Source organism: Crateriforma conspicua, from assembly GCF_007752935.1.
Lineage (GTDB): Bacteria > Planctomycetota > Planctomycetia > Pirellulales > Pirellulaceae > Crateriforma > Crateriforma conspicua.
In genome coordinates this window covers 5,127,759-5,154,129 of sequence record NZ_CP036319.1, presented here as the reverse complement: position 1 = coordinate 5,154,129, position 26,371 = coordinate 5,127,759, and the positions used below count along the sequence as shown (strand labels likewise).

19 protein-coding genes are annotated in these 26,371 nt (G+C 57.5%); 7 read left to right on the top strand and 12 right to left on the bottom strand.

Annotation, left to right across the window (positions count from 1 at the left end; all coding sequences use genetic code 11):
* Positions 1-3: 3 nt before the first annotated feature.
* The 3 genes from Mal65_RS18835 to wecB form a co-directional block, all read right to left on the bottom strand.
* Positions 4-1,107: a hypothetical protein gene (locus Mal65_RS18835; protein ID WP_145301077.1), complete on the bottom strand. Its 1,104-nt coding sequence runs from the start codon at positions 1,105-1,107 to the stop codon at positions 4-6.
* A 46-nt stretch (positions 1,108-1,153) separates the two neighbouring features.
* Complete coding sequence (locus Mal65_RS18830; protein ID WP_145301074.1) at positions 1,154-1,426, bottom strand: DNA-directed RNA polymerase subunit alpha C-terminal domain-containing protein; 273 nt, start codon at positions 1,424-1,426, stop codon at positions 1,154-1,156.
* Positions 1,427-1,671: 245 nt separating this feature from the next.
* The gene (gene wecB / locus Mal65_RS18825) at positions 1,672-2,799 is read right to left on the bottom strand and encodes a non-hydrolyzing UDP-N-acetylglucosamine 2-epimerase (RefSeq protein WP_145305044.1); all 1,128 of its coding nucleotides are present in this window, start codon (positions 2,797-2,799) and stop codon (positions 1,672-1,674) included.
* Between the two features lie 677 nt (positions 2,800-3,476).
* On the opposite strand from wecB, the gene Mal65_RS18820 reads away from it, so the two are divergent.
* The 6 genes from Mal65_RS18820 to Mal65_RS18795 all read left to right on the top strand — a co-directional run bounded on the left by Mal65_RS18820 (position 3,477) and on the right by Mal65_RS18795 (position 11,998).
* A complete protein-coding gene (locus Mal65_RS18820) occupies positions 3,477-5,093 on the top strand; it encodes a hypothetical protein (protein ID WP_145301071.1) in 1,617 nt (538 codons plus the stop codon).
* Positions 5,094-5,203: 110 nt separating this feature from the next.
* Positions 5,204-6,295, top strand: a complete 1,092-nt coding sequence (locus Mal65_RS18815) for a hypothetical protein (RefSeq protein WP_196784291.1) — start codon at positions 5,204-5,206, stop codon at positions 6,293-6,295.
* On the top strand, positions 6,292-7,899 hold the full coding sequence (locus tag Mal65_RS18810) for a glycosyltransferase family protein (RefSeq protein ID WP_145301068.1): 1,608 nt from the start codon (positions 6,292-6,294) through the stop codon (positions 7,897-7,899). Before Mal65_RS18815 ends, Mal65_RS18810 begins: the two co-directional genes overlap by 4 nt.
* On the top strand, positions 7,896-8,822 hold the full coding sequence (locus Mal65_RS18805) for an HAD family hydrolase (protein WP_145301065.1): 927 nt from the start codon (positions 7,896-7,898) through the stop codon (positions 8,820-8,822). The genes Mal65_RS18810 and Mal65_RS18805 overlap by 4 nt, the downstream gene beginning before the upstream one ends.
* 204 nt (positions 8,823-9,026) lie before the next feature.
* The gene (locus Mal65_RS18800; RefSeq protein ID WP_145301061.1) at positions 9,027-10,292 is read left to right on the top strand and encodes a glycosyltransferase family 4 protein; all 1,266 of its coding nucleotides are present in this window, start codon (positions 9,027-9,029) and stop codon (positions 10,290-10,292) included.
* 8 nt (positions 10,293-10,300) lie between these two features.
* The gene (locus tag Mal65_RS18795) at positions 10,301-11,998 is read left to right on the top strand and encodes a sugar phosphorylase (RefSeq protein ID WP_145301058.1); all 1,698 of its coding nucleotides are present in this window, start codon (positions 10,301-10,303) and stop codon (positions 11,996-11,998) included.
* Positions 11,999-12,070: 72 nt separating this feature from the next.
* Here Mal65_RS18795 and Mal65_RS18790 read toward each other — a convergent pair whose 3' ends face one another.
* The 5 genes from Mal65_RS18790 to Mal65_RS18770 all read right to left on the bottom strand — a co-directional run bounded on the left by Mal65_RS18790 (position 12,071) and on the right by Mal65_RS18770 (position 18,304).
* Positions 12,071-14,116, bottom strand: coding sequence for a sodium:solute symporter family transporter (locus Mal65_RS18790; protein ID WP_145301055.1), 2,046 nt, complete (start codon positions 14,114-14,116; stop codon positions 12,071-12,073).
* 438 nt (positions 14,117-14,554) lie between these two features.
* Complete coding sequence (locus Mal65_RS18785; RefSeq protein ID WP_145301052.1) at positions 14,555-15,703, bottom strand: sodium ion-translocating decarboxylase subunit beta; 1,149 nt, start codon at positions 15,701-15,703, stop codon at positions 14,555-14,557.
* A gap of 34 nt (positions 15,704-15,737) precedes the next feature.
* On the bottom strand, positions 15,738-16,283 hold the full coding sequence (locus Mal65_RS18780; RefSeq protein WP_196784289.1) for an OadG family protein: 546 nt from the start codon (positions 16,281-16,283) through the stop codon (positions 15,738-15,740).
* Positions 16,284-16,346: 63 nt separating this feature from the next.
* The gene (locus tag Mal65_RS18775) at positions 16,347-16,730 is read right to left on the bottom strand and encodes a biotin/lipoyl-containing protein (protein ID WP_145301049.1); all 384 of its coding nucleotides are present in this window, start codon (positions 16,728-16,730) and stop codon (positions 16,347-16,349) included.
* Positions 16,731-16,750: 20 nt separating this feature from the next.
* Positions 16,751-18,304 (bottom strand): acyl-CoA carboxylase subunit beta, encoded by a 1,554-nt coding sequence (locus tag Mal65_RS18770; protein WP_145305041.1) that lies wholly within the window; start codon positions 18,302-18,304, stop codon positions 16,751-16,753.
* A gap of 452 nt (positions 18,305-18,756) precedes the next feature.
* Between Mal65_RS18770 and scpC the strand changes: the two genes are divergently transcribed.
* Complete coding sequence (gene scpC, locus Mal65_RS18765) at positions 18,757-20,256, top strand: succinyl-CoA:acetate CoA-transferase ScpC (protein WP_145305040.1); 1,500 nt, start codon at positions 18,757-18,759, stop codon at positions 20,254-20,256.
* 142 nt (positions 20,257-20,398) lie between these two features.
* Here scpC and Mal65_RS18760 read toward each other — a convergent pair whose 3' ends face one another.
* From Mal65_RS18760 to Mal65_RS18745, 4 genes are read right to left on the bottom strand one after another with little or no spacing between them, the layout of a single operon-like run.
* Complete coding sequence (locus Mal65_RS18760; RefSeq protein ID WP_145301046.1) at positions 20,399-20,935, bottom strand: gamma carbonic anhydrase family protein; 537 nt, start codon at positions 20,933-20,935, stop codon at positions 20,399-20,401.
* Positions 20,936-20,944: 9 nt separating this feature from the next.
* Positions 20,945-21,979 (bottom strand): methylmalonyl Co-A mutase-associated GTPase MeaB, encoded by a 1,035-nt coding sequence (gene meaB / locus Mal65_RS18755; RefSeq protein WP_145301044.1) that lies wholly within the window; start codon positions 21,977-21,979, stop codon positions 20,945-20,947.
* Positions 21,979-24,180 carry a methylmalonyl-CoA mutase gene (gene scpA, locus Mal65_RS18750; RefSeq protein WP_145301041.1) on the bottom strand — a complete coding sequence of 734 codons (2,202 nt, stop codon included), beginning with the start codon at positions 24,178-24,180 and terminating at the stop codon, positions 21,979-21,981. The genes meaB and scpA overlap by 1 nt, the downstream gene beginning before the upstream one ends.
* On the bottom strand, positions 24,180-26,261 hold the full coding sequence (locus Mal65_RS18745) for a methylmalonyl-CoA mutase family protein (protein ID WP_145301038.1): 2,082 nt from the start codon (positions 26,259-26,261) through the stop codon (positions 24,180-24,182). Before Mal65_RS18745 ends, scpA begins: the two co-directional genes overlap by 1 nt.
* Positions 26,262-26,371 lie beyond the last annotated feature (110 nt).

Sequence of the window (26,371 nt, the reverse complement as noted above, 5' to 3'; positions counted from 1 at the left end):
CGTTCAGCGCGGGTTGCGTCTCATGGACAAGCCCGGTGGATGAACGACGACGGGGAAACTGCGGCAGAACGATGGCCAAGGACGTGATTCTCCGGAAACGACTAATCGCCAACGTATGGCGTTGTGATTGCCCACGAACGAATGCATGACGTCGGGGGGCAAGTCCAAGTTGAATTGTTGCTGCCAGGGTGTGTGCGGGTCAACTCGGACGTTGTGTTCTTTCGCCAGATCTTGGTGAAATGCGTCGTAACGTTCGACACGAACGTCCGTGCCCTGATGAAAGAACGCTTCTTCCTGACAGGTCAGGTAAACCCTGAGGTTTTTAAGGCGTAGGCGGCCCATTTGCGACACATGGACGCGATATTGATTGCCGGGGACCAGCGGGTGATCGCTGATTTCGACAATCGTGGGCCCCACACCGGCCTGGCGTCGCAATTGGGCGACGAAGTGCCGAAACATTCGGACGCCCAGAAAACCGGTCGGGATCAATAATCCCGCCAGGACCCAACGCGGACGCGAAAACCAAAATCCGCTTAGCACCACCGACAAGAGCGTGAACCAAGCGGCGTTCCACAGCATGGTCAGCGCGGCGGTGCCGACGATGCCGGTTTCCTGGGTCGATGCGCCCAGGCGATACGTTTGACGTTCTCCCGGACTTTCGGTCAACCGTTTGCCTTGTGGAACCCCCGGCAATTTGACCGTCTGATCGGCCGTTGGACCGATCAATTCGATCTGCTTGGCGCGGGCCCGGATGGCCGAGCGACGCTCGTTGCTGGCACCGATCTGCGAGATTCGATACAGAAGTCCCGCGATGCCGGTCAGGATGGCCACGGCCGATAGAATGCCCAGAATCCAAGTGCCCAGGCCGCTGGAGGTGATCTCCGGCGAAACCTCGGGCAACGGAATCGGCGCCTGGCGGATCACGGCAACCCGACTGGCGATGATCAGCGACAGCCCGAACACGCCCAGTAAAAACAGGCCGGCGTAGAACAGGGCTTCGCCGACGATGCCACGGAATGTCTGTCCCAGCACGCGGCTGCCACGCTTCTTGATCCAAGGACGCAGAAGGGCGGGACCGAAATCACGCGAACGGGACGAACGCGGCATGCTCGTGGCTCAGCGGGGCTGATTCTTGATCGATAGGTGTATGGAATCAGCGGGGCTGATCCGGGCGATGGCCGGATCGGTAAAAGCCCAGGTCTTCCAAAGCACCGTAAACTTCTTCCAGCGTTTTTTCGCCGAAATTGCTGATGCTAAGCAGACGCTTGGGCGTCGCGTTGAGCAGGTCGCGGACGGTCAAAATGCCGGTTTCTTCCAGACAGTTGGTCGTCCGAACCGTCAACTTCATCTCCGCGATACTCAGATCCATCCGCTCACGACGCAGTCGGGCCTGTTCGTCCGCTTGGCTCAGTGGAATGCGGGTCATCGCAAACTCCCTTTTGATGTGATCGATGATCGTGGCCGGGACGGGCGGGCCAAATTCAATTGACCCATGCCATCAGCCCGGCTGACTACCTAATTCCATGGCGGGGAAAGATAGCCGATCCTGCGAAATCTGGCAAACATCCCTGCCGATTTGTCGCCACCGGGTCCGAAGCCTGACGTGCTGGTCTGCCGCTTGACCTGCGACTGGAATAATGCGTTTGCCGAGCGCCCGTCGCGAACGGGCGTTCAGGAGAACACTTCCGCCATCCAGTCGGCGATCTGGACCGACGCTGTGCCGTCGCCGTAGGGATTGTTTCGAATTTTGGTTTCATCGGTGGATCCGCCGGAGGCCGGAACGGACTGCAGCGATCGCGAGACACTGTCGACGATCTTTTGTCGGTCGGTACCGACCAAGTGTGCCAATCCGGCGTCGACCGCTTCAGGTCGCTCGGTTTTTTCACGAGTGACGAAAACGTCACAGCCCAGCGACGGCGCTTCTTCTTGAACCCCGCCCGAATCTGTCAGCACCACGCGGGCACGGTCCATCAGCCACACAAATTCGCGATAGTCCGCCGGTGGCACCAAGTGGATGTTGTCATGCCCATCCAGCCGCTGATAAACCGGGCCTTTGACGTTGGGGTTCAGGTGCACCGGATAGATGAACTGGGCCTGGGGATGGCGATCGGACAGTTCGGCAATGGCGTCGCACATGTCCGCCAATCCCTGTCCAAAGTTCTCGCGACGGTGGCCGGTAATCAGGACCACGTCATCGGCCATCGCGAAAGGATACTTTTGCGACCAAGTTTCCGAATTGGCTCGCTCGCGACCAACCGCCCACAGTAACGCGTCGATCACGGTGTTGCCCGTCACGCGAATCTTTGATTCGTCGATGCCTTCGCGTCGTAATGCATTGGCGGCGCCTTCGGTGGGGGCACAGTGCAGCCGAGTGACAATGGCGGCGACGCGACGATTGAATTCTTCCGGCCAAGGCGCCCAAAGATCTCCGGTGCGAAGACCTGCTTCGACATGCACCACCGGGATCTTCTGATAAAAGGCGGCAACCGACGCGGTCATCACGGTGGTGGTGTCGCCTTGCACCACGACGCAGTCCGGTTTGGCTTTGATCAACGCGTCGGTGACCGCCTGCATGCACGAAGCGGTTAACTCAGCCAATGTTTGGCCGTGCTTCATCAGACGCAAATCAACGTCCGGCTGGATTTCAAAATACCCAAGAACCTGTTCCAGCATTTCGCGGTGTTGACCGGTGCTGCAAACGATCGGATCAAAGTCGTCGCTGCGTTCCAAGCAATGACGGATCAGCGGGGCCAGTTTAACGGCCTCGGGACGAGTTCCCAGCACGATGAAGGGGCGTATCACGGTTGCTTGTTTACCTTTTCACTTGGCTATTTCGTTTGGCTTTTTCAAAGACGATTTGACCAAAACCGTGGGCACCGCTGGCCCGAGGGTTCGCACCGGACGGCTTGGTTTATCGATGTCGCAGGACGCCTTGGATGATAGTCCGAAAGCGTCGGGGCATTTCACTACGCGTCCAAATGTCGTCTCCGGCGCACGGCGGCGTGATGCTGTGTTCGTGGAGCCTGGCCGGTGACTGTCTTTGTGGTGAAAGTTTGCGGGTGAAACCGACTTGCCGGGTTGTAACGCTTGTGCCGGGAAACAGGCGGCCGACTTGAACGGTTCGAGCGTCCGGGCGGTGTGGTGAAAAGCCAACGACTGTGGCGTGGACTAAACAGACCGGGCGGTTTGGCGAAGATTCCGGGGCTCGGGGAAACAGAAAGCGTCGTTTTTCCACAGATTTTTCACCAAATTGCTAAAGGCTTGCGTAGTCTTGATTTGTCGGGATACCGGCGTGTGGCGGGTCTTTTCCCCACCCCGCGTCGTGCGAATGATTTCGACAGCGTGACTGCCCTTGCCGGTGGGTCACGTCCATCGCCGCCGTCGGCGGCCGTTTCCGTGTCGAAAGGGCATCACCGGCTGATTCGCCCCTTCGGAACGCCAGTTTCACAACATCGATCGACCGACCCAACACCACCATGTTTGACCGATCCATTCGCCGTCTGGCCGCTAGTGTTTTGTGCGGGACCGTTTCGCTGTCCCAAGTCGGTGGTTTTGCGCTGGCACAAGACGCCTGTTGTTTCGAACCCGCCTATCGACTGCAGTGCGAAACCGTGGTCCAGAAGGTACCCCAAACGCGGTACCGTCTTTCGACCAAGACCGACTATGTCGAAGAGACTCAGTTGTCCTATCGACCGGTGTTAAAATATCGCCAAGAGGAACGGGAATACCGTGTCGCCAAGCCGGTCACCGAAACCCGGTATGTCGAAGAAACCTATTCGGTGCTCAAACCCGTCACCGAAACGTCTTATCGGGACGAAGAAGTGACTCGCACCCGATACGTCGACGAAACTTCCGAACGCGAAGAATCGGTGACTCAGTATCAGCCGGTCACCGAGACGCAGTACTATCAAAAACAGTACACGGTCCAGCGCCCGGTCACCGAAACGCAGATGCGAGAACAGCAATACACCGTTCAGCGTCCGGTCACCGAAACGATCATGCAGACGCAACAGTACACGTCGATGCGGCCGGTCACCACGGTTCAAAACCAAGTGGTCGATGCCGGTGGATACGTCGCCCAACAAGTCGTGACTCCGGGACAACTGCAATACGGTGTCGGTTGGCAACGCAACGCCTATGCCGTCCCCGGTCCGCTGGGAATCTTCTCCCTGAATCGCGGTGCACCCGTATTGGTGCCTCAGGTGACGCCACCGACCGTGCAAACACAGATGGCTTATCGTCCAAACTACGTGAATCAACAAGTCGCCCGGACGACATACGTGCCGGAAGTCCAACAGGTCCAAACGCCTGTTCAAGTCCAACGAATGCAAACCGAGGTCGTTCGGCAACAGATTCCGGTTCAAGTTCAACGCATGGAAAGCGAAGTCGTCACGGAAAACGTGCCCGTGCAAACAACTCGCATGGTGCCCGTTCAGTTGACCCGCAAAGTGCCCGTGACGGTTCGGCGTCCGGTGACCGAAACGCTGACTCGACGGGTACCGGTCACCAGCCAACGTTGGGTGCGTGAGGAGAAGGTTCGCAAGGTGCCGGTCCAGACGACACGCATGGTTTATGAGACGAAGAAGGAAGTCGTGAACGTGCCCTATTACGAACAAGAGGCCGTTGAACGCAAAGTCATGCGTCCCGTGACACGCCAAGAATACGTCCCCTACACCGTGATGGTGGACATGCCACAAACGGTCGTGCAGCGAACTCCGCTCAGCTACATCGATCCGTTTAGTCCAGCGATCAGCCAAGGCTACAGTTCGTTCAGTGTTCCGGTTTCCGGATCAACGATCTATGAATCTCCGATCGTTACCGGATCCACGATTGTCCAGCCGTCGGAGGTCGTCGAAAGCCGATCGCCCGTCAAAGAGGATGACGAGGACGCGGAAATGACCGAAGACGCACAAACCGAGTTGGAGGGCGTGCGTCGAGACTATTCCGATGATGACAACGCCGACGCCGATGACCTGCAAGAGTTGCCACAACCGCAATTGAACGGCGACGACGTGCAATTGAATCCGGCCACCGAAGCCACCACGACTGGTTTCCGCGTGACTTGGAGCCCGATGGTCGATCGGGAAGCCTGATCGAGGACGCACACCCTCCTAAAGAAAGCCAGCGAGCAACCGCGGATGCACTGATGTGCATCTGCGGTTTTTTTTGTTTGCCTCATCTCGCCTTCGCACGACGAGCCACCGTGGCGATTCCGTCGCTTTCACAAAGCTATCGGCTGGTCGTCTATCATGATTGCCGATTCGTTTCGCTGGTTCATCCAGAAGCCGCTGCTGGTGGCTTCGGTAGCGGCTTCATTATGGCACATCAACAAAACAACCGTTTGAGTTTCCGTCGATCGGCCAATGGGCTGCGGCGCAGCTTGATCGCAGCATTGTCTGTTTTGCCGTTCCGGTCATGGGCGGACGACACCACAAGCGTGAAGTCCGACGCAGCGGAACTCGACGAAAGCGAAAAGCAAATCTTGGTGGTGGTCGGACCCAGCACGCATCCGCCGGGAACTCATGAAGTGGCTGCGGGCGGACGATTGGTCGCCCACTGTATGATGCACCCGCTCAATGCACCGCCCATTCGTACCATCGTTGTGGATCATTGGCCGGATGCCGAGACGCAGTCCAAGGCGGATTCCATCGTCTTCATTGGCGACATGTTTCCGCCGACAAAGTTCGCCAACACCGAATCCATCCTGGATGAATTGGCGGGCATGATGGATCGCGGCTGTGGAATCGTATGCCTGCACTATGCGACCGGTTTGGAGGCCAAGGATGTTGGGCCGGAAGGACAGCATCCATTGTTGCAGTGGATGGGGGGCTATTTCGCAACACGCTGTGATCATCACCGATCGGTCGCGCGAATCTTTGACGCGGCGACCATCGAAAATGCGTCAGCGGATCATCCGGTGGGGGCCGGATGGGAACCGTTCACGTTGCATGATGAACCGTACATCAACAATTATTTTGGCCCCGATGCCAATCGCATGTTGCCGGGGGCAATCCCACTAGCGACTTCGATGTTGCCGCCGGAGGCTCCGGAACGTCAGGTGGTCGCCTGGGGAATCAATCGGGCTGACGGTGGACGCGGTTTCGGGATCGTCATGCCCCACTATTATCGCAATTGGGCCAACGATCCGCTAAGAACGCTGATCTGCAACGGGATTGCTTGGTCGACAGGTGCCGATGTGCCAAAGGACGGTTTCAAAACGGCTGCCCCCAACTTGAAACAGTTCGATCCGGATTCGATCGAACCCCAGGCTAGAAAGAAGGCGAAGACGCGTTGAACGACGATTGGAATGTGGTCATCTTGCACTGTCACTTTGAACGTGGTGGTGTCACCCAAGTCGTATGCAATCACATTCGCGCGATTTGTTCGTTAAGCCCTGCCCCGTCGATTCATTTGGTGGCCGAAGATCGGATCTCGGGCTTGGATGACTTTGCCAAGGCGACATGCCGGGTCCATCGAGTCGACGGATTTGACTATGACGACCAAGTGGTTTCGCCGTCAGATTTGTCGGCCAAGGTCGACGCATTGGTCGCGTCGTTGAAGCAGATGTTGCAAGACGCCGGAATGTCGCCCGGCAATACCGTTCTGCACTGGCATAACCACAGCTTGGGCAAGAATGTTGCCGCCGCCGATGTGATTTCAAGACTGGCCGGCGAAGGTTGGCGGTTCTTGTTGCAGATACATGATTTTGCCGAAGATTGTCGACCGGGCAATGTTCGACGCTTGATCACGTCCATGGAGTTGGAATCCCCGAGGCATTGGGGGGAGCGAATCTATCCCTGTGGTCCAAGGATTCACTATGCGTCTTTGACCGGGGGCGATGCCAGTGTCTTGCGTCAGATCGGCATCGACAACGATCGCGTTCACACGTTGCCCAACAGTGTGCGTTTGGATGATGATTCCAATCAGGACGTATCTGTTCAAAGTGATCCAGTCGCGATTCAAAAGGTCCGCGCCGCGATGCGTCTGCCCAGTGATGCGGAATGGACGTTGTATCCGGTGCGAGGGATACGGCGAAAGAACGTCGGTGAGTGGTTGTTACTGTCACGATGGGTGCCGGCGAATCACTACGCCGGGATCACCCTGAGTCCGGCAACACCGATTGAGGCGGAGTCGTATCGGCGTTGGCGTTCGTTGGGGCGTCAGGTGGCGCCGCGTGCGATTTTCGACGCCGGACTGTCGGATCAGATTTCATTCACCGACAATCTGCGTGCCAGTCGTTTCGTGTTGTCCACCAGCGTGGCCGAAGGATTCGGGATGGTCTATCTGGAACCGTGGTTGGCCGGACGCCGTGTGTTGGCACGGCGTATCGATGGCGTGGTGGACGACTTTCGTGATGCCGGTGTGGATCTTTCCGGTGGATACGACGCGATTCCCGTTCCATTGGATGCACCGGAGCACGCCAAGGCGTTGCAGCAGTATCAAGTGGCGGTTGATCAGGCGTATGCCGGATTGCCCGCATCCTTTTTGGTCGAAGCGATCGCGGCGGCGGAAGTTCACCTAAGTCCCTGGGAAAACACCCAGACGCTGGACTTTGCAATGTTGACGCCACAGCATCAAATTTCCATCCTTCGGCAATGTTCCGACGACGTCGGTTTCGAAGCCGCGTGCAAGGAAGGCTCGGCACCACTGCTGGAAGCCATGAAGGAATCAAACTCCGGCCCTCGTGAAGATCAGATCCGGCATAACGGCGAAGTCATCCGGAATCGCTTCGGATTGTCCGCCCAGGCCGATCGTTTGCTTCACGCGTATCGCATGTTGTTGTCTATCGATGACCCACCGTCGCTGGAGCATCCCGCTTCGGCATCCCAGGCGTTTGGCCGTATCGTTCAGTCCCACCGTTTCTTTCCCTGCCGAACCGAAGATCCCATCGCCGGATGAATCATCGTAACGAAACGCCGTCAGCCGTCGTCCAGCATCAGGTCCCCATGGATCCATTGCCGACGTCGGTCCGGCCGTCGCTGAAGCCGCTGCGGTCGATTCGTGCCGTCATTTTCGATGTCTATGGAACGCTGTTGATCAGCGGCAGCGGTGAAGTCGGTGCCGCCGTCGATCCGCCCACCGTCGATGATCCCGCATCGGATACGGGCGGTGGTGAACCGCAGGATCCGGTGCGGCGTGCCCTTCGTGCGGTTTGTGGCGTCGATGTTTCGGTGGTTTCCAAGCAGGATTTGATTGAAACGATCGTCCGTGAAAACGATGCGCACCGTGGGGCCGATCGCCCAAACCCCGAAGTCGAAATCTTGGACATTTGGTCAAAGATTTTGGACCGCAGCGACATTCGTTCCCTTTGCGGGGTTTCGCATTGGGATGCCCGTGTGGTGTCGGAAGTTGCGGCACGGTACGAGGCGATCGCGAACCCGACGTGGGCGATGCCGGCGGCCGCGGAGGTGATTACGACGCTTCGGAACCGGGATTTTCGCTTAGGAATCGTCAGCAATGCCCAGGTATTCACGATCGACTTGGTGCAAGTACTTGCCGGCGCAGCGTTGGCCGATGGCCCCTTCGATCTTGATCTGTGCGTGTTTTCAAACCGTTTTCGACAATCCAAGCCGGGCCCGCGGCTGTTCGATGTGCTGGTTCATGCGATGGAAAAAGCCGGAATCGCACCGGAGCAAGCGGTCTATGTCGGCAATGACATGCTGAATGACGTTTGGGCGGCCGGCAACGCGGGATTGAAGACGGCCTGGTATGCGGGTGATCGTCGTAGCTTGCGTGATCGCGCCAACGATCCGCGTTGTCGTGACAAAATCCCCGATCTCGTAGTGACCGAATTGACGCAGTTGTTAGATTGTCTTGGCTAGACGGTCGGAGCACCGAATGACGCTGTGGGAATCTGGCGGATCCTGACGGCCAAATTCAACCGAGGAGCCTTTGCGGCCACGGTGTCGGTGAAGGCAACGCCGAAAATTCGCACCATCGTCAGTCGGCGGATACCAGCAAAACGACCGCGATCATCGGGTCAAACGCCAAGATACTTCGCGACCACAGACTCAGATTTAGCAGCCATGGGCGTTCAGATCGGATTTGTCGGAACCCGGTTCAGTGGAACAGACGGGGTTTCTTTGGAAAGTGCCAAATGGGCGCAAGTGCTCTGGGACCATCGCCACGTCAGCTATTGGTACTCGGGCCTAAGCGATCGGGACAAAGACAGTTCCATGGTCGTCCCGCATGCCTATTTCGGACATCCCGACATTCAATGGATCAACCGTCGCGCCTTTGGGACACGAACCCGAACACCTGATGTGACCCAGCGCATTTACACGCTGGCGGATTATTTGAAGGGCACGCTGTACGAGTTCACGCGGCGATACAACTTGGATTTGTTGATCGTACAGAACGCGTTGACCATCCCGATGAACATTCCATTGGGCGTCGCGTTGACGAACTTCATCGCCGAAACCGGTTTTCCGACGATCGCCCACCACCATGATTTTTATTGGGAACGGGACCGCTTCAGCGTCAGTGCGGTGACCGACATGTTGTGGATGGCGTTTCCACCCGCCCTACCCCAGATTCAAAACGTCACGATCAACTCGTTCGCCCAGGAAGACCTGTCGCACCGCCGCGGTGTTTCGTCGACGTTGGTGCCCAACGTGTTGGATTTCGACACCGAACCTCCCGAGCCCGACGAATACGTTCGCGATTTTCGGCGTGACATCGGCTTGGACGATGACGACATCCTGTTCCTGCAACCCACCCGCGTCGTCCCGCGTAAGGGAATCGAGCATTCCATCGCGTTGGTCGCGGCCCTGCGAAATGACAAGTGCAAATTGGTCATCAGCCACGCCAGTGGCGATGAGGGCAACGAGTATCTGGCCGCGTTAATGGAACTGGCCGAATCAAGTGGCGTTGACCTGCGTTTGGCCGATGAACACGTGGGCGACAAACGTGGGCTGACCGAAGACGGCAACAAGATCTACACGTTGGCCGATGCGTATTCTCAAGCCGACTTCATCACCTACCCCAGCATTTACGAAGGTTTCGGCAACGCCTTGTTGGAAGCGTTCTACTATCGGAAACCCGTGTTGGTGAACCGGTATTCGATTTTTGTGGCTGATATCGAGCCCAAAGGGGCAAAGGTCATTGCCATGGACGGATACCTGACGCAAGACGTGGTATCAAAGGTCGAACGCGTGATTCGTGACCAACGTTTCCGCGAAGAAATGGTCGATTTCAATTACGAAATCGGAAAAGCGTTCTTCAGTTACAGCGTATTGCGACGAAAGTTGCGCGCCTTGGTGACCAACTTTACCGGACAGGACAACCTTTGACCGACCCGATGACTTGCGGCCAGTTTGATTCCATTCTTGCGGACATTTATGGCAGCGTGCCGACGGAACTGAGCGAAGCACTCCATCGGCTGGTCGAATCAGCCAATGCCAAGCCGCGCGATGGATCTTTATGGGACCAAAACGACGTCGTTTGCATCACCTATGCTGACCAAATTCGTCAGCCCGGTCTGCATCCGCTGGAAGCATTTCGGCGTTTCTTCCTAGATTGGGAATTGGATCAAAAGCTCCGGTGCATTCATTTGCTGCCGTTTTGTCCCTACACCAGCGATGACGGTTTTTCGGTCGTCGATTACTTGGCCGTCGATCCCGATTCGGGTGACTGGGATGATATCGCACGCTTGGGCCAGCATTTCGATCTGATGTTCGACTTGGTCGCCAATCACACCTCGGTGTCCCACCGCTGGTTTCAAAGTTTTCTGGCGGACGAAGAACCCTTTCGCGATGCCTACATTGATCAAGACCCGACCGCGGATCTGTCGGACGTGGTGCGTCCGCGTAGTCTGCCGTTGCTGACGCCTTTCGAAACAGCGTCGGGAACCAAACACGTCTGGACAACTTTCAGCGCCGATCAAGTTGATTTGAACTACGGTGATCCGGCAACTCTGCTGCGGATGATCGAAACGCTGGTGCTGTACGCGCAACGCGGTGCCAGGATCATTCGACTCGATGCGATTGCGTTTCTGTGGAAGAAGGTCGGCACATCCTGCATTCATTTGCCACAAACTCATGCCATCGTGCGTTTGATGCGGGCGGTTTTGGATGCCGCCGTGCCGGGAACGATTGTCTTGACCGAGACGAACGTTCCCCACAAGGAGAACATCAGCTACTTCGGTGACGGCACCGACGAAGCCCACATGGTGTATCAATTCAGTTTGCCGCCTTTGTTGTTGGACGCGATTCACAGTGGTGACACCACGGTGTTGCGAGACTGGATGAAGTCGCTGCGGCCGCCCACCGATCAAACGACGTTCTTCAACTTCACTGCCAGCCACGATGGCGTGGGTGTTCGTCCCTTGGAAGGTTTGGTGCCGCGCGAGCGATTGGACCATTTGGTGGACGTCGTGCGACGTCATGGCGGTCGCGTCAACATGCGTTCGCAAAGCGACGGGACCGAAAGCCCCTATGAGCTGAACATCACGTACTTGGATGCCGTCGCCGATCGGGCGACGATTGAACCGGCCGAGCATTCACGAAGATTTTTGGCGACGCAGGCGATCATGCTTTCGATGCAGGGGGTTCCGGCCGTGTATTTTCACAGTCTGTTTGGATCCCCCAACGACGTCGCCGCGGCCGATGAATCCGGTCAGAATCGCAGAATCAATCGACACAAATACGAACGCGACGAATTGGAAAACGCATTGGCCGATGCGGCAGGATTGCAGCGGCGTGTGTTCGACGGTTATTGCCGATTGTTGGAACTGCGTCGTCAGCAGCCGGCTTTCCACCCGATTGCAGGGCAACAGGTGTTGGACTTGCCGGGTGACGGACTGCTGGGTTTTGTTCGTGGGGCGTCGGACCAACGAATTGTGGTGTTGGCGAATTTGTCCGATTCGGCCCGAGAGGTCAGCTGCGACGTGATTCCGGTCGCAGCCGACCACGACCTGTTGGCCGATCAATCGCTTGCCCAGGGCGACGCCATTTCGCTGCGGCCGTTTCAAGTCCGCTGGTTGGTGACGGCATCGTAGGCCTCGGTTCAAGTTGCCGGGGTGACGCGTTACGCGGGCATCCCGGCTTTGCAAAAGCACGACGTGTTCGGCTTAGTAGAACACGATGTACAGGGCGACCATCAGGACAATCACTAGGCCGCCAAAGAATTTCGCGCCCTTGGAACCCGTCAGGTCGATCTGATCGTTGACGGGCAATGTGACCGGTTCCTTCATCGGTCGTATCAGCGTGACCAAGGCTAGGACGGTCAAGACCGTTCCGAAGCAAATCGCCATACGGTTCAGGAAGGTGATGTCTGCCGTCGCGGGCATCCATTTCAAGGCACCGTACAACACCGGGTTCAACAACAGACCGATCGTTCCGACGGAACGAGGTGCTTTGTGGAACAGCACACCGAAGATGAAAATCGCCAAGATTCCGGGTGAAATGAACCCTTGGAATTCCTGGATGAAGGTGAAGATTCCGCCGAACGACGGGTGGCCCAGGAAGGGCGCGATCAGCAAAGCGATCAAGACAAAGACGATCGTGCAGATTCGACCCACCATGACCAATTGGCTTTGGGACGCATTGGGCTTCAGCTTGTAGAAGATGTCCATCGTTGCGATCGTCGATGCACTGTTCAGCATCGATGCCAACGAACTGACGACGGCACCAAAGATGGCGGCCAGAACGAAACCTTTGATGCCCACACCGATCGGCAACAATTCGCGAATCAACGTTGGGAACGCATTGTCGTAATCGTGTGCGATCAGCGTTTCGGTCCCAACGGAGTCGCCCAGCTGTTCGGTGGCTGTTTGAATCGTCGTGTTGTTCGCGATGACCAGAGCCATCGCCGGATCGTCGCCATCAAGGATTTCTTCAGCGGATGATTCGCTTCCCGCGATCGATTGGTTGTGCTGTAGCAGTGCCAGTGAGTTCTCGGGGTGCATCTCCGCGAACTCTTCGTCAAAGGCGTAAAGCATCTTCGAACCGGGCTCAGCTTCTGCCAGATTTTTTTCGATCGCTTCCAAGATCAGCGTGTTTCGATCGCTGGCCGGATCGGGTTTCATGCTCGAATCCAGCGTCTGGTACAGATCCGGCGAATTCGCGGAAATCAGCAACGCGTTTCGACCCGAAGCGTCGTTGCGTAGTTCGCTGTTGAACAGGTTGAACGCCAGGATGCCGGGGATCACCACGATGAACGGGATGATCAGCTTCAGGAATGCGGCAAACACCACCCCTTTTTGTCCTTCGGCAAGTGATCGAGATCCCAGAGTTCGCTGGGTGATGTATTGGTTCAATCCCCAGTAAAAAAAGTTGGGAATCCACAAGCCGACCAGCAATGCGGTCCACGGAATTTCGGGGTCGTCGGTCGGACGCACCATGTGCAACTTGCCTTCGGGCAAATCGCCTTTGTTCAAATCCCAAAAACGTTGAATCGGACCCGCCGATTCCAGGCTTTCCACCGTCACCTGATCGTTGCGAGCGGTTTGAATCAGTTCTTCCGGCGCCGTGTTGCCCATCAGAGACATCGCAAACCAAGCGATGATGACACCGCCGACGATCAATGCCGATCCCTGAATTAGGTCGGCCCAGGCACAGGCTTTCAAACCACCGGCAAACACATACACGGCGGCCAGGATGCCGATAATCCAGCAACCAACGGTGATATTCCCCAGGTCCAAACCGGCGACCACCATCCCTTGGAAATTGCCCGTGATGACCTTTGCACCGGAGAAAATGACCGACGCCGTCGGAACACCCACCAAAATGATCATCGTGCTGATGGCCATCACGGTTCGAGCGAAAGCGTTGTATCGGTATTCCAAAAATTCGGGGATCGTATAGATCCCGCTTTTCAGAAACACCGGCAGAAACACAAACGCGGTGACCACCAGCGTGACCGCTGCCATCCATTCGTAACTGGCAATGGCCATCCCCAACCAATCCGCCGCTTTGCCCGTCATACCGACGAATTGTTCGGTGGAGATGTTTGCGGCGATCAGCGAAAAACCGACCAAGTACCACGTCAGACCACGTCCGGCCAGGAAGTAATCCTGGGCATCTTTGACGTCGTCCTCTTCACGACTCTTGTACAAACCGATCGATATGACGGCGATCACAAAGCCGACGAAGACAATGACGTCCAAGATGCCCATGAGTACAGAAACCTTTCTGTCAGTGGTGGCGTTGGGGGGAACGGCCGGTTTCATCCGGCCCATGCCGCAAGGGGACCGGGGTGGCCGCTAGCGGGCGGATTAGGTGATGCGACAGCGCAAACGTCCAGATTATGCTTGTGTTTGGCGTCAGGCACAATCAGCCGCAGCATTGGTTTTGCCGCGACAGATGGTTGCGTTGCCTATACGAGACATCCGCCGCTTGCTCGACACGGTATTACGGCCGCCGCTGTGTGGTTCGGCAACTCGAAGCGGCGACCGATCCAAAGGAACGTGCCGAAACCAGCCCGCTCAAACGCCGCGGGGCGATGTTCATTAGTGCTGGCTCTGCCGGTCGGCGCGACCGACGCGTCGGTCGGCACCCCTGCCGTATCGTGGCAATGACGCTGCGATCCCGACGCTGGCGAATGCCGCGAAGGCTCAGCTGGCCAGTTGGCTCCACAGGACCCCGGCGGCGATAGCCGATCCGATGACTCCGGCCACGTTGGGGGCCATGGCGTGCATCAGCAAAAAGTTTTGGGGATCGGCTTCTTGGCCGACCATGTGAACGACGCGTGCCGAGTCAGGCACAGCCGAAACGCCGGCCGCACCGATCAATGGGTTGATCTTTTCTTTCAAAAACAAGTTCATCAATTTTGCGAACAGCACGCCGCTGGCCGTCGCGATGGCAAACGCGAGTGCGCCAAGGGCGAAAATCATGATTGATTCTCGTTTCAGGAAGTACGGGGCGCTGGTGCTGGCCCCGACACAGAATCCCAGCAACACGGTCACGATGTCGATCATCGCGGCCCGAGCGGTCGCCGCCAAACGGTCGGTCACGGTGCATTCCTTCAATAAGTTGCCGAAGAACAGCATACCGATCAGCACGATGGCACCTGGGGCCAACATGGTGCAAACGATGAACGCAACGATGGGAAACAGGATGCGCTCGCGTGTCGAAACCTGACGAGACGGCTTCATGCGAATCAGCCGTTCTTCTTTGGTCGTCAACAATTTCATGATCGGCGGCTGGATCACCGGAACCAGTGCCATGTACGAATAAGCGGCGATCGCGATGGCCCCGAGTAGTTGGGGGGCAAGACGCGAGGACAAGAAAATGGCGGTGGGGCCGTCGGCGCCACCGATGATTCCGATCGCGCCGGCTTCGTTCGGGTCGAACCCAATCGCGATGGCGCCCAAGAATGTCAGAAAGACACCGACTTGCGCTGATGCACCTAGCAAGATCAACTTGGGACTGGACAGCATCGTCGAAAAGTCGGTCATCGCACCGATGCCAAGGAAGATCAGCGGTGGATAAACCCCTCTTTCCACCCCAAAGTACAGATAACGCAGCACGCTTCCTTCGTCGTAAACGCTGAGCGGCATTCCGGGCACACTGGGGATATTGCCGACGACGATCCCGAAACCGATTGGAACCAGCAGCAGCGGTTCGTAGTGTTTGGCGATCGCCAAATAAATGAAGATCATCCCGATCACGATCATGATCAGGTTGCCCGCCTGCATGCTGGGAAACGCGGTGGTTTCAAGCAACTGGCCGGCTTTGGCCGAAAGGTAGTCCCAAGCGTTCATCTTGGCTGCTTTACCGATTTACAAAGGTGGATGATCAGCGATTTCGTGGCTGCAGACGGTGCGATGCGTGATGCCGGATTCGCCCTTCCAGCGTCCAAGCCAATTCCGATGGTGTCAGACGGCGGGTCCGAACAATGCGTACGGGGCGGCGTTCGGTCGCGGCAACAGCGGCGGTCAGCACGGCAATCAACTCCGGCGTCAACTCGTCGTCATCGCCATCGTCGGAGGCGGGCGGAGCAGCCGATTTGGTCTTTGCATCGGCGGCCGATGATTTGCCTGGCTTGCCTTCCATCAAGGCGATCAGCCGTGGCATGGCCGTGATGACCATCATCAAAATGATCAACGCCATGAAGACGACGACCATCCCAAGAATGGCTAGCGGAATGCCAAAATCCGAAAACAATGTGTCCATCGCCGATGGCGCTTCGCCGTCGATCGCCGGTACGGCGTCGCCGGTCGTTGTTTCGGCGGCTTGCAGCAAACCGATCGGCATCACCCATCCCATCGCAACGATGGGATGCGCCAAACAGCATTGCAGCACTGACCCGCACAGCGGGAAAAGGGCAGGAAACGGGGCCATGGGTGTCTCGATGAAGCAAGCCCGGGAATCAAACGTCGTTACGTGATGGGTGGTGATGAGCGGCTATTCCAGTTCAACCAACAATTGGCCTTCCTGAACCGATTCACCCGCCTTGACGTGAACGGCTTTTACTTTGGCACCGGCCGGCGCGATGATTTGGTTTTCCATCTTCATCGCTTCCAATACCAGCAAGACATCGTTTTGGTCGACGCTGTCGTTTTCCTTCACGGCCACCGACAGGACCACGCCCGCCATCGGGCTGGTGATTGCACCGGCCGCCAAAGTCACTTTGGGGCTGGGCGCGGCAGCTTTTTGCACCGGAGCAACCGGCGACACCGGTCGCGGGCCGGCCGGTTGTGGCGCACCCGCAACGGCATCGTCGTCTTCCAAGTGTTCGACGGTGACTTCATAGGATTTGTCACCGACAGTGATTCGCATTTTTTTCATGGTCAAAGCATTCCGGTGGTTTACAGCGGGATCAGGCCGTGTTTCTTGGGTGGACGAGTTTCACTCTTGCGAAGTGTATTGCGTAACGCCAGCGAAATGCTCGCCCGCGTCATCGATGGTTGAATGATATCGGTAATCATCCCGCGCGATGCGGCCATGTAGGGAGAAGCAAATCGGTCGTGGTATTCCTTGACCAATTCGGCCCGTTTGGCCTGTTTGTCTTCGGCCGCTTCCAATTCGCGGCGGTACAAAACGTTGATGGCTCCTTCGGCCCCCATCACTGCGATCTCGGCGGTCGGCCATGCGAATACGACGTCGGCCCGCATGTCGCGACTGCACATCGCCAAATAGGCACCGCCATAGGCTTTGCGGGTGATCACCGTGATTTTGGGGACCGTCGCAGCGCAGTAGGCGAACAGCATTTTAGCGCCGTGGCGGATGATGCCGCCCTGTTCCTGTTGCACGCCGGGCAAGAAACCGGGAACGTCGACCAAGGTGACCAACGGGATATTGAAGGCATTGCAGAATCGAATGAAACGTGACGCCTTGTCCGAGGCATCGATGTCGATCGTTCCCGCCTTGACCATCGGTTGGTTGGCGATGATCCCGACGACGACGCCGTCGATCCTTGCGAAGCCCACCAGGATGTTCTTTGCGAATTCTTGATGAACTTGCAGGAAGCGTCCGTCATCAACGATGCGTTGGATCACCGCTTCCATGTCCAACGCGCCTTTGGCGTCGGCGGGCACCAGATCGTCGATCGACGTATCGGGCACCATGCTGATGTCTTCGATCGGATGGTGGGGCGGGTTGTCCAAGTTGTTTGATGGCAAGTAGGACAACAGTTCCTGGACCAATTCCAGAGCGTGTTGATCATCCTCGGCCACAAAGTGCACGTTGCCGCTGATCGCTGCGTTTGCCGCGGCGCTGCCGATTTCGTCCATCGTGGTGTCCACGCCGGTCGCGGCTTTGATCACCTGAGGACCGCAAATGAACATGCTCGCGTTCTTACGAGTCATGATCAAAAAGTCCATCAACGCCGGTGAATAGGCGGCGCCGCCGGCACAGCTGCCGGCGATGACGGCGATCTGAGGGACCAGTCCCGACAGTTCGACGTTTCGATAGAAGACTTGGCCGTACCCGCTGAGGGCATCGACCCCTTCTTGGATCCGGGCCCCGCCCGAATCGTTGATCGCGACGAAGGGCAATCCGCAATTGGCGGCATAGTCCATCACGTCGCAAATCTTTTGCGAATGTCGTTGTCCCAGTGCACCGCCGCCGACGGTGAAGTCTTGGCTGAATCCCGCAACGGGACGTCCATCGACCTGTCCGACGCCGGTGATCACACCATCGCCGGGCATGAATTTCTTTTCCATGCCGAAGTCATGGCAGTTGTGTTCGACGTGCAGACCCCATTCTTGAAAGGTGCCGTCGTCAAACAGTCCGTCAAATCGTTCCCTCGCCGTGATGCTGCCTTTGGCGTGGATCTTGGCAATGCGTTCTTTACCGCCGCCCACCAGCCGCTGATCGCGACGTTCTTTCAACTGTTCTAACAGTGACTTTTCGATAGCCATCAATTCACCACAACCGTGTTGTGCGACCAAGTAAGACAAGCTTCAGACCACTTGTCACATCGGCATAAACTAGCGTGAGACCCGACGCCTGTCAGGAGCCGCCTGACGATCGATGTGAAACCAGTGAAGGCGCTGTTTTGTGTACAAAGACCAGCGTTTCGGGCATGATGTCCGCCGTAGCGACCCTGTGAAAGCCCCGTGGATCGTTGAAAAAAATGGTGGCTGTGACATTGCGCACCAGATCGCCGCACCGACTTGACAATATTTCACACGGCGGTCTATCTACGAGGGTTAGATGGCGGATGTGTGATCTCGTTTGTCGTGAAAATCCTTATGCGACAACTTGTCCTTGATTCGTCGGTTGTTGGCGACGAGAGATCGATTAAACGTCACAACGTTCCACTTCATATCGGGCGTAACCCCTGACCTGCCTAACCGATAAGGAAATGAAAATGTCCGGCGCTTTCCCCATTCTTAGCGCTGCCGAAGCGGCCGAATTGATCGACCATGGCATGCTGGTGGCAATGAGCGGGTTCACGCCCGCTGGTGCCGCCAAAGCCGTTCCACGCGCGATCGCCGACCGGGCCAAGATTTTGCATGAAGCCGGCCAGCCGTTTCGCATCCGTGTTTTGACCGGCGCCAGCACCGGTAAGAGCCTGGACGACGCATTGGCCGAAGCCGACGCGGTCAGTTGGCGTGCACCCTACCAATCGTCACGCCCGTTGCGACAACGCATCAACAAAGGCGAAGTCGAATTCGTCGACATGCACTTGTCCCACCTGCCCCAATCCGTCCTGTTCGGGCACTTCGGCGATATCGACGTTGCGGTGATCGAAGCCACCGACGTGACCGAAGACGGAAAAGTCTATCTGAGTACATCGGTGGGGGCATCGCCGACGTTTCTGATGAAGGCAAAGAAGGTCATCATCGAACTGAACCGTGGCCAGTCCAAAGAAATCGGCAAGATGGCCGATGTCGTGGTTCCCGATACACCGCCCCACCGCAAATCACTGGCCCTGGATCATCCGCTGCAGCGCATCGGAACCCGCTACGCCCAAGTCGATCCGTCCAAGATCGTGGGGATCGTCGAAAACGACCAGCCTGACGAATTGGGCGGTTTCACCGCATCGGACGAACTGAGCAGTGCGATCGCCGGCTATGTCGTCCAGTTCTTGACCGAAGAACTGGCCGCAGGGCGCATTCCCAAGGAATTCTTGCCGATGCAAAGTGGTGTCGGGAACGTCGCCAACGCGGTGACCGAGGGCATCGGTGCCAGTACGGAAATCCCCGATTTCTACATGTACACCGAGGTGCTACAGCCGGCGCCGTTCCGTTTGCTGAAAAGCGGCCGGATGAAGGGAGCCAGTTCTTGTGGTTTGACCCTGTTACCGGAACAGATCCAAGAGATTTCTGAAGACATCGAGTTCTATCGCGATCGAATCGTGCTTCGTCCTCAGGAAATCAGCAACAACCCGGCGATCGTCCGTCAGTTGGGCATCATCGCGATGAATACGGCGTTGGAAGTGGACTTTTATGGTCACGTGAATTCCACGCACGTTTGCGGTCAAAACATCATGAACGGTATCGGCGGCAGCGGTGATTTTGCCCGCAACGCCTACCTTTCGATCTTCGTGTGTCCGTCGACGGCAAAGGACGGCAAGATTTCGACGATTGTTCCGATGTGCAGCCATGTGGATCACAACGAACACAGCGTCGAAGTCATTGTGACCGAGCAAGGTCTAGCCGACTTGCGCGGCGTTGCACCGGCCCAGCGGGCACGATTGATCATCGATAACTGTGCCCATCCGATGTATCGCGACATGCTGCATCGCTACATCGAAAAGTGCAAACCGGGACACATCTATCACGATTTGGAACGCAGTTTCGATATGCACCGAAACCTGATGCGTCACGGCGATATGCTGGCAGGCGAAACCAGTTCGGTGGCTTAGACCCACGCGACGAACGAAAAGCGGCGCAGTGATGTGCCGCTTTTTTTGTGCCGTCGCTCCGTTGTGTCCGGTCTTGCGGACCGCCCAGCCCTGACGTTTTGATCAGGCGACTTTGGAGAATTCGATCGAGCTGACTTCGGGCCTAGTCTTGGCCGGGCTCTTGTTCGTCTTTGAACCAACTGGCGTAGAACAGATAGTTCTTGGCGATCTTTTCAATCATCTCCTTGGCCTGTTCCGGATCGACATCTTTGATCCGTTTGGCCGGGGTACCGGCGTACAGGCTGCCGGGTTCGACTTTGGTTCCCTGCAAGACAACCGAACCGGCACCGATGATCGATCCTTCACCGATCACCGAGTGATCCAGAATCACCGAATTGATGCCGATCAAGCAGTTCTGTTCGATCTTGGCGCCATGCACACAGACGTTGTGGCCGATCGAAACGTTGTCCGCGATGTCGATGACCGATTTTTGATACAGCGTGTGCAGCACCGCGCCGTCCTGGATGTTCACCCGATTGCCGATGCGGATCGAGTTCACATCGCCGCGAACGACCGTGTTGAACCATACCGAACAGTCATTGCCCATGACGACGTCGCCCAGCACCACGGCGGTGTCCGCTAGGAAGCAATTTTCACCAAATTGTGGGGTGAAACCACGCACTGTTTTGATAAGGCCCATGGGAATCAATCAAAGGTTGCTGGGATCAAGGTTCAAAGCCGAAAACAAACGTCGTGCTCCAGCCGCCGGTGGCATGGATCCGTCCAAGACGTTCGTTTCCACGTCGTTGCAGATGGCTTGTACGGCCGGATGAGTGTGCATGACGTGACGCAGCTGATCTTCGACGATGGACCACAACCAGCGTAGGTTTTGTTGTTGTCGACGTCGTTGGAAATCGCCCGAATCTTTTCGCAGACGACATCGCTTTTCGATCGCTTTCCAAACCTTGTCGATGTCCAAATTTTCGCGCGCGCTGCACGTCAAAATGGCCGGTGCGTCATCGAAGTGTCGTCCCGTGATCGAATCCAGCGCGTTGTGGTATTGCCGCGCCGCCAGTTCTGCGGCGTCCTTGTTTTTCCCGTCGGCTTTGTTGACGGCGATCACATCGACCAGTTCCAACAGGCCTCGCTTGATGCCCTGCAGTTCGTCACCGGCACCGGGCAACATCAGTCCCAAAAAACAATCGGTCATGTCGGCGACCATTGTTTCGCTTTGCCCCACGCCGACGGTTTCAATCAGGATCACGTCGAATCCAGCCGCTTCGGCGATCAGCATGCATTCGCGGGTCTTGTGGGCGACACCGCCCAGGGTGCCCGCCGATGGCGATGGGCGAATGAACGCGTCTTTTTCCGACGACAGATTGGTCATCCGTGTTTTGTCGCCCAGGATGCTGCCACCGCTGACGCCGCTGGACGGGTCGACCGCCAACACGGCGACCCGTTTGCCCTGACGTACCAGTAGCAATCCGAACGCTTCGATGAAGGTGCTTTTGCCCGCCCCGGGTGCGCCGGTGATACCGATACGCAAGGCATTTCCGGTCAAGGGCATCAGCCGAGTCAGCAATTCCTCGGCGACCTTTAGGTGCCGTGGGCTGCTGGATTCGACCAGGGTAAATGCACGCGCCAACATCGACAGGTTGCGATCGCGGATGCCTTGGAAATAGTCATCCGCGGTGGGGCGATTGCGGGCACGTGCTTTGGAATTAGCGGTCGGTCGATCTGTCATCAGACCGCCGTGTCCGCCGTACCGGGAAGCTGGATTTCCAACTGGTCCGCCAGCTTTTCCAACAACGAAACGGCGGCGTCGCTGATCACGGTACCGGGGCCGAAGACCGCTGCGGCGCCGGCCGCATACAGGGCATCGTAATCTTGCGGCGGGATCACCCCGCCGGCAACGATCATAATGTCGTCACGGTCCAGCTTTTCCAGTTCTTGCTTCAGTTCCGGCACCAACGTCAGGTGACCGGCGGCCAGCGAACTGACCCCCACGACGTGGACGTCGTTTTCAACCGCCTGCTTGGCGGTTTCGGCCGGGGTACGGAACAGCGAACCGATGTCCACATCGAAGCCAAGGTCGGCAAAGGCCGAAGCGATCACTTTTTGACCGCGGTCGTGACCGTCTTGTCCCATTTTGGCGACCAGGATTCGCGGCCGACGTCCTTCGGCTTCTTCGAATTTTTCGACCAACTGTTGGACTCGCGTCACGGCATCCTGACCCTTGGTTTCGTTGGCATAAACGCCACGGACGGTTTGCACGGGCGCTTCGTATCGGCCGTATACCGATTCCAAAGCATCGCTCATTTCGCCCACGGTCGCTTTGACACGAGCGGCATCGACGGCACATTCCAGCAAGTTGCCCGAACCTTCTTCGGCGGCGTGTCGCAAAGCGGCCAGGGCGGCGTTGACTTCACCTTCGTTACGGTCTTCACGCAGCTTTTTCAAGCTTTCGATTTGTGCCTGTCGCACGGCAGTGTTGTCGACGCTCAGCACCTTCAAGTCGTCTTCTTGGGCCAAGCGATACTTGTTCATGCCGATCACCGGTTGCAGTCCCGCATCAATCCGCGCCTGCGTCCGAGCGGCGGCTTCTTCGATCCGCATTTTCGGAATGCCGGCTTGGATGGCTTTGGTCATCCCGCCCGCTTCGTCGACTTCGGTGATGTGTTCCCAAGCACGTTGGGCCAAATCATGCGTCAGTTTTTCGACATAGTAGCTGCCGCCCCAGGGATCGACGACGTTGCAGGTGTCCGTCTCCTGTTGCAGGAACAGCTGCGTGTTTCGTGCGATCCGGGCGGAGAAATCGGTCGGCAACGCGATCGCTTCATCCAACGCGTTGGTGTGCAGCGATTGGGTGTGGCCGTGGGTGGCCGCCATTGCTTCGACACAGGTACGGACGACATTGTTATAAACGTCTTGTGCGACCAAGCTCCAGCCGCTGGTTTGGCTGTGAGTCCGCAGCGACAAACTCTTGGGGTTCTTGGGATTGAACTGTTTGATCAGCTTGGCCCAAATCAACCGCGCGGCACGAAGCTTGGCGACTTCCATGAAGTAATTCATGCCGATGCCCCAGAAGAACGACAGTCGGGGGCAGAACGAATCGACGTCCAGGTCGGCTTGTAATCCGGTGCGGACGTATTCCAGGCCATCGGCCAGCGTGTACGCCAATTCCAGGTCCGCCGTCGCACCGGCTTCCTGCATGTGGTAACCGCTGATGCTGATGCTGTTGAATCGCGGCATCTTGCGACTGGTGTAGTCAAAGATGTCGGCGATAATGCGGATGCTGGGTTCGGGCGGATAAATGTACGTATTCCGAACCATGAACTCCTTCAGGATGTCGTTCTGGATCGTGCCGGCCAGTTTCTCCGGTGCAACGCCCTGTTCTTCTGCGGCGACGATGTACAACGCCATCACGGGCAACACGGCACCGTTCATCGTCATCGACACGCTCATCTGATCCAGCGGAATGCCGTCGAAAAGCACTCGCATGTCATAGATGCTGTCGATCGCGACGCCGGCCATGCCGACATCGCCGGCGACACGTGGGTGATCGCTGTCGTAACCACGGTGGGTTGCCAAGTCGAACGCGATGCTCAGCCCCTTTTGGCCGGCGGCCAAGTTGCGGCGATAAAATGCGTTGGACTCCTTGGCAGTGGAGAAACCTGCGTACTGGCGGACGGTCCACGGCCGCATGACGTACATCGTCGCGTAGGGGCCACGCAAGAACGGCGGGAATCCCGGCATCGTCTGCAAGTGGTCGACGTCTTCCAAGTCCTTTTGCGAATACAACGCTTGGATCGGAATCTGTTCGCCGGTTTGCCAGCCCAGGCGTTGCGGATCGCCGCCGACGGATTGATTCCAGTCGTCGGGGGATCCCACGGTGTTCGCATCGCCCTTCAAAGCGACGTCGGCAAAATTCGGTATCGCAGTCATCACGAAAGTACCTCCTCTTCACGCAGCAGTTCGCGAAGCGTGGCCAGCACGTCGCATTTGATGAAAATGAATCGATCGACGCCGGCTTGTCGCCACGCCGCTTCGTTGTCGCCGGGATGTCCGGCCAGCACCACGGTCTTTGCACCCGCGGCTTTCAGACCGCTGGCAACGGGTGGAACCATGTCGGGATAAAGTTTGTCCGATGAACAGATCACGGCGACGTTCGCGCCGGATTCCTTGAAGGCCGCCGTCGCCGCATCGGCGTCCGCGAAGCCTTCGTTGGTGACCGCTTCGAACCCGCCGGCTTCGAAGAAGTTTTTGGCGTAAGTCGCGCGAGCCGTGTGGTGGGCAACCGGGCCCATGTTGGCCAAGAAGACGCGAGGTCGGTTGCCATGCTTTTCCATCCAAGCGTCGCTGGCATCCCGCAATTCTTCGAACGGTTGGGCGAATGCGTGCGGTTCGATCACTTTGGCGTCGGTTGACTCTTGTTGCAGTCCCAGACGCTGTGCCAAGGCGGCAATCGTCGCACCTTGTTCGGCCGCGACGACGCATTGCGCCAGACGGTCATCGCCGTCGATGGCATCCGCCGTCGGTGACGTCACGGCAAGCCGTTTCTTCGCGCCCGCCAACAAAGCGTCCATGTCCGGCGGCGAATGCTTGACCGGTTCTTCGGTCAGATTGGGAAACTCACTGACACCGGTGATGCCTTCGCGACGTTTGGCAATGTCCTTGGCACGCGGGGCATAGGCGGCGTCGATTTGTTCGGCGATCGCACCACTTTGCAGGGCGGCCGACATCCCGCCGGCTTTTTCGATGCCTTGGAAGATCTCCCAAGCCTTTTCGCACAACTCGGTTGTCAGATCGTCCAAGAACCAGCTGCCGCCTGAGGCGTCCAACACGCGGTGCATGTGCGATTCTTCTTGCAGAATCAACACGGTATTGCGAGCGATTCGCCGGCTGAACGCGTTGGGCAATCCGGACGCTTCGTCGAAAGGAACCGAGGTGACGATTTCTGCGCCGCCGACAATTCCCGCAAACGATGCGACGGTATTGCGAAGCATGTTCACGTACGGGTCACGTTGGGTCATCACCCGGTCGCTGGTGCGAGTGTGAATCCGCATGCCACGCGGTGCCGCGCCACAGGCTTGCAACACACGCGACCACAACGATCGTGCCGCACGCAACTTGGCGATCGCCAAGAAGTGGTGGGTTCCGATGTTGAATCGGAACAGCATCTGTGACACCGCATCGTCGATGGCGACGCCTTCGGATTCCAGACCGCGTAGATAATTGACCGCGGTGGCCAGCGCGAACGCGATGTCCTGGGCGGCCGTGGCGCCGGCGTTGTGATAGACCGCGGTGTTGACGCAGATCGCAGTCGACTTGGGATAGTTGGCTTTCGTCCAGCGGACCAGTTCGGCCATCTGGTGATACGCCTGGCTCATCGACATCGGCAAGCGACCGTCGGCGGCCAACGTCGCCAGCGGATCAGCGCCGAAGCTGGCACGTGCCGATTCGCCGGGGACGCCACGCTTGTTCCAGAGTGCCGCCAAGGTTGCCGCGGCCGGCAAATAGCTGGCACCGGCGTCGATCCCGACCTCGATCAATTCCAGATGAACCTTTTCCAACAGTTCATCCAAATCTTCGACGCGATAGGCCATCAGGCCGTCGACACCGGCCAAATCTTCGGCTTGTTCCACCGAAACGCCCGCACGCGTGGCCTTGTCCAGACGCAATGTCAGGGACGTCACGCCGCCTTCCAAGTCGCCCAAGATGGCTTGATTGGCTGCTTCCAAATCAGGGTGCGTGTGTTCTTGACGCTGATCGACGCCGCACATGATCGGGCCCATCGGGTGGGCACCACGCGTGAACGGCACCGCGCCGGGGACGCCCATAGGGTCGGTCCCGTCCAACTGGTCTTTCGACGAATAAACCGGTTGGATGTCGATGCCTTCGTAGGTGTGCGACACCAATTTGCGGTCAAACGGTGCGCCTTTCAGATCGGATTCGACCTGTTGCCGCCACGTGTCATAATCGACCGGCGGAAAGTCATCGGTGACTGTTAATTTTGACGTTGTCATGGAAGAAGAATCCAATCACTACAGCGGTCAAGGAAAGTGAACGGGATGAGGTCAAAAACGGATGACCGAATTCTGTTGCCGAAGCGGCGCGGGGGGGCGTTGCCGCAGAA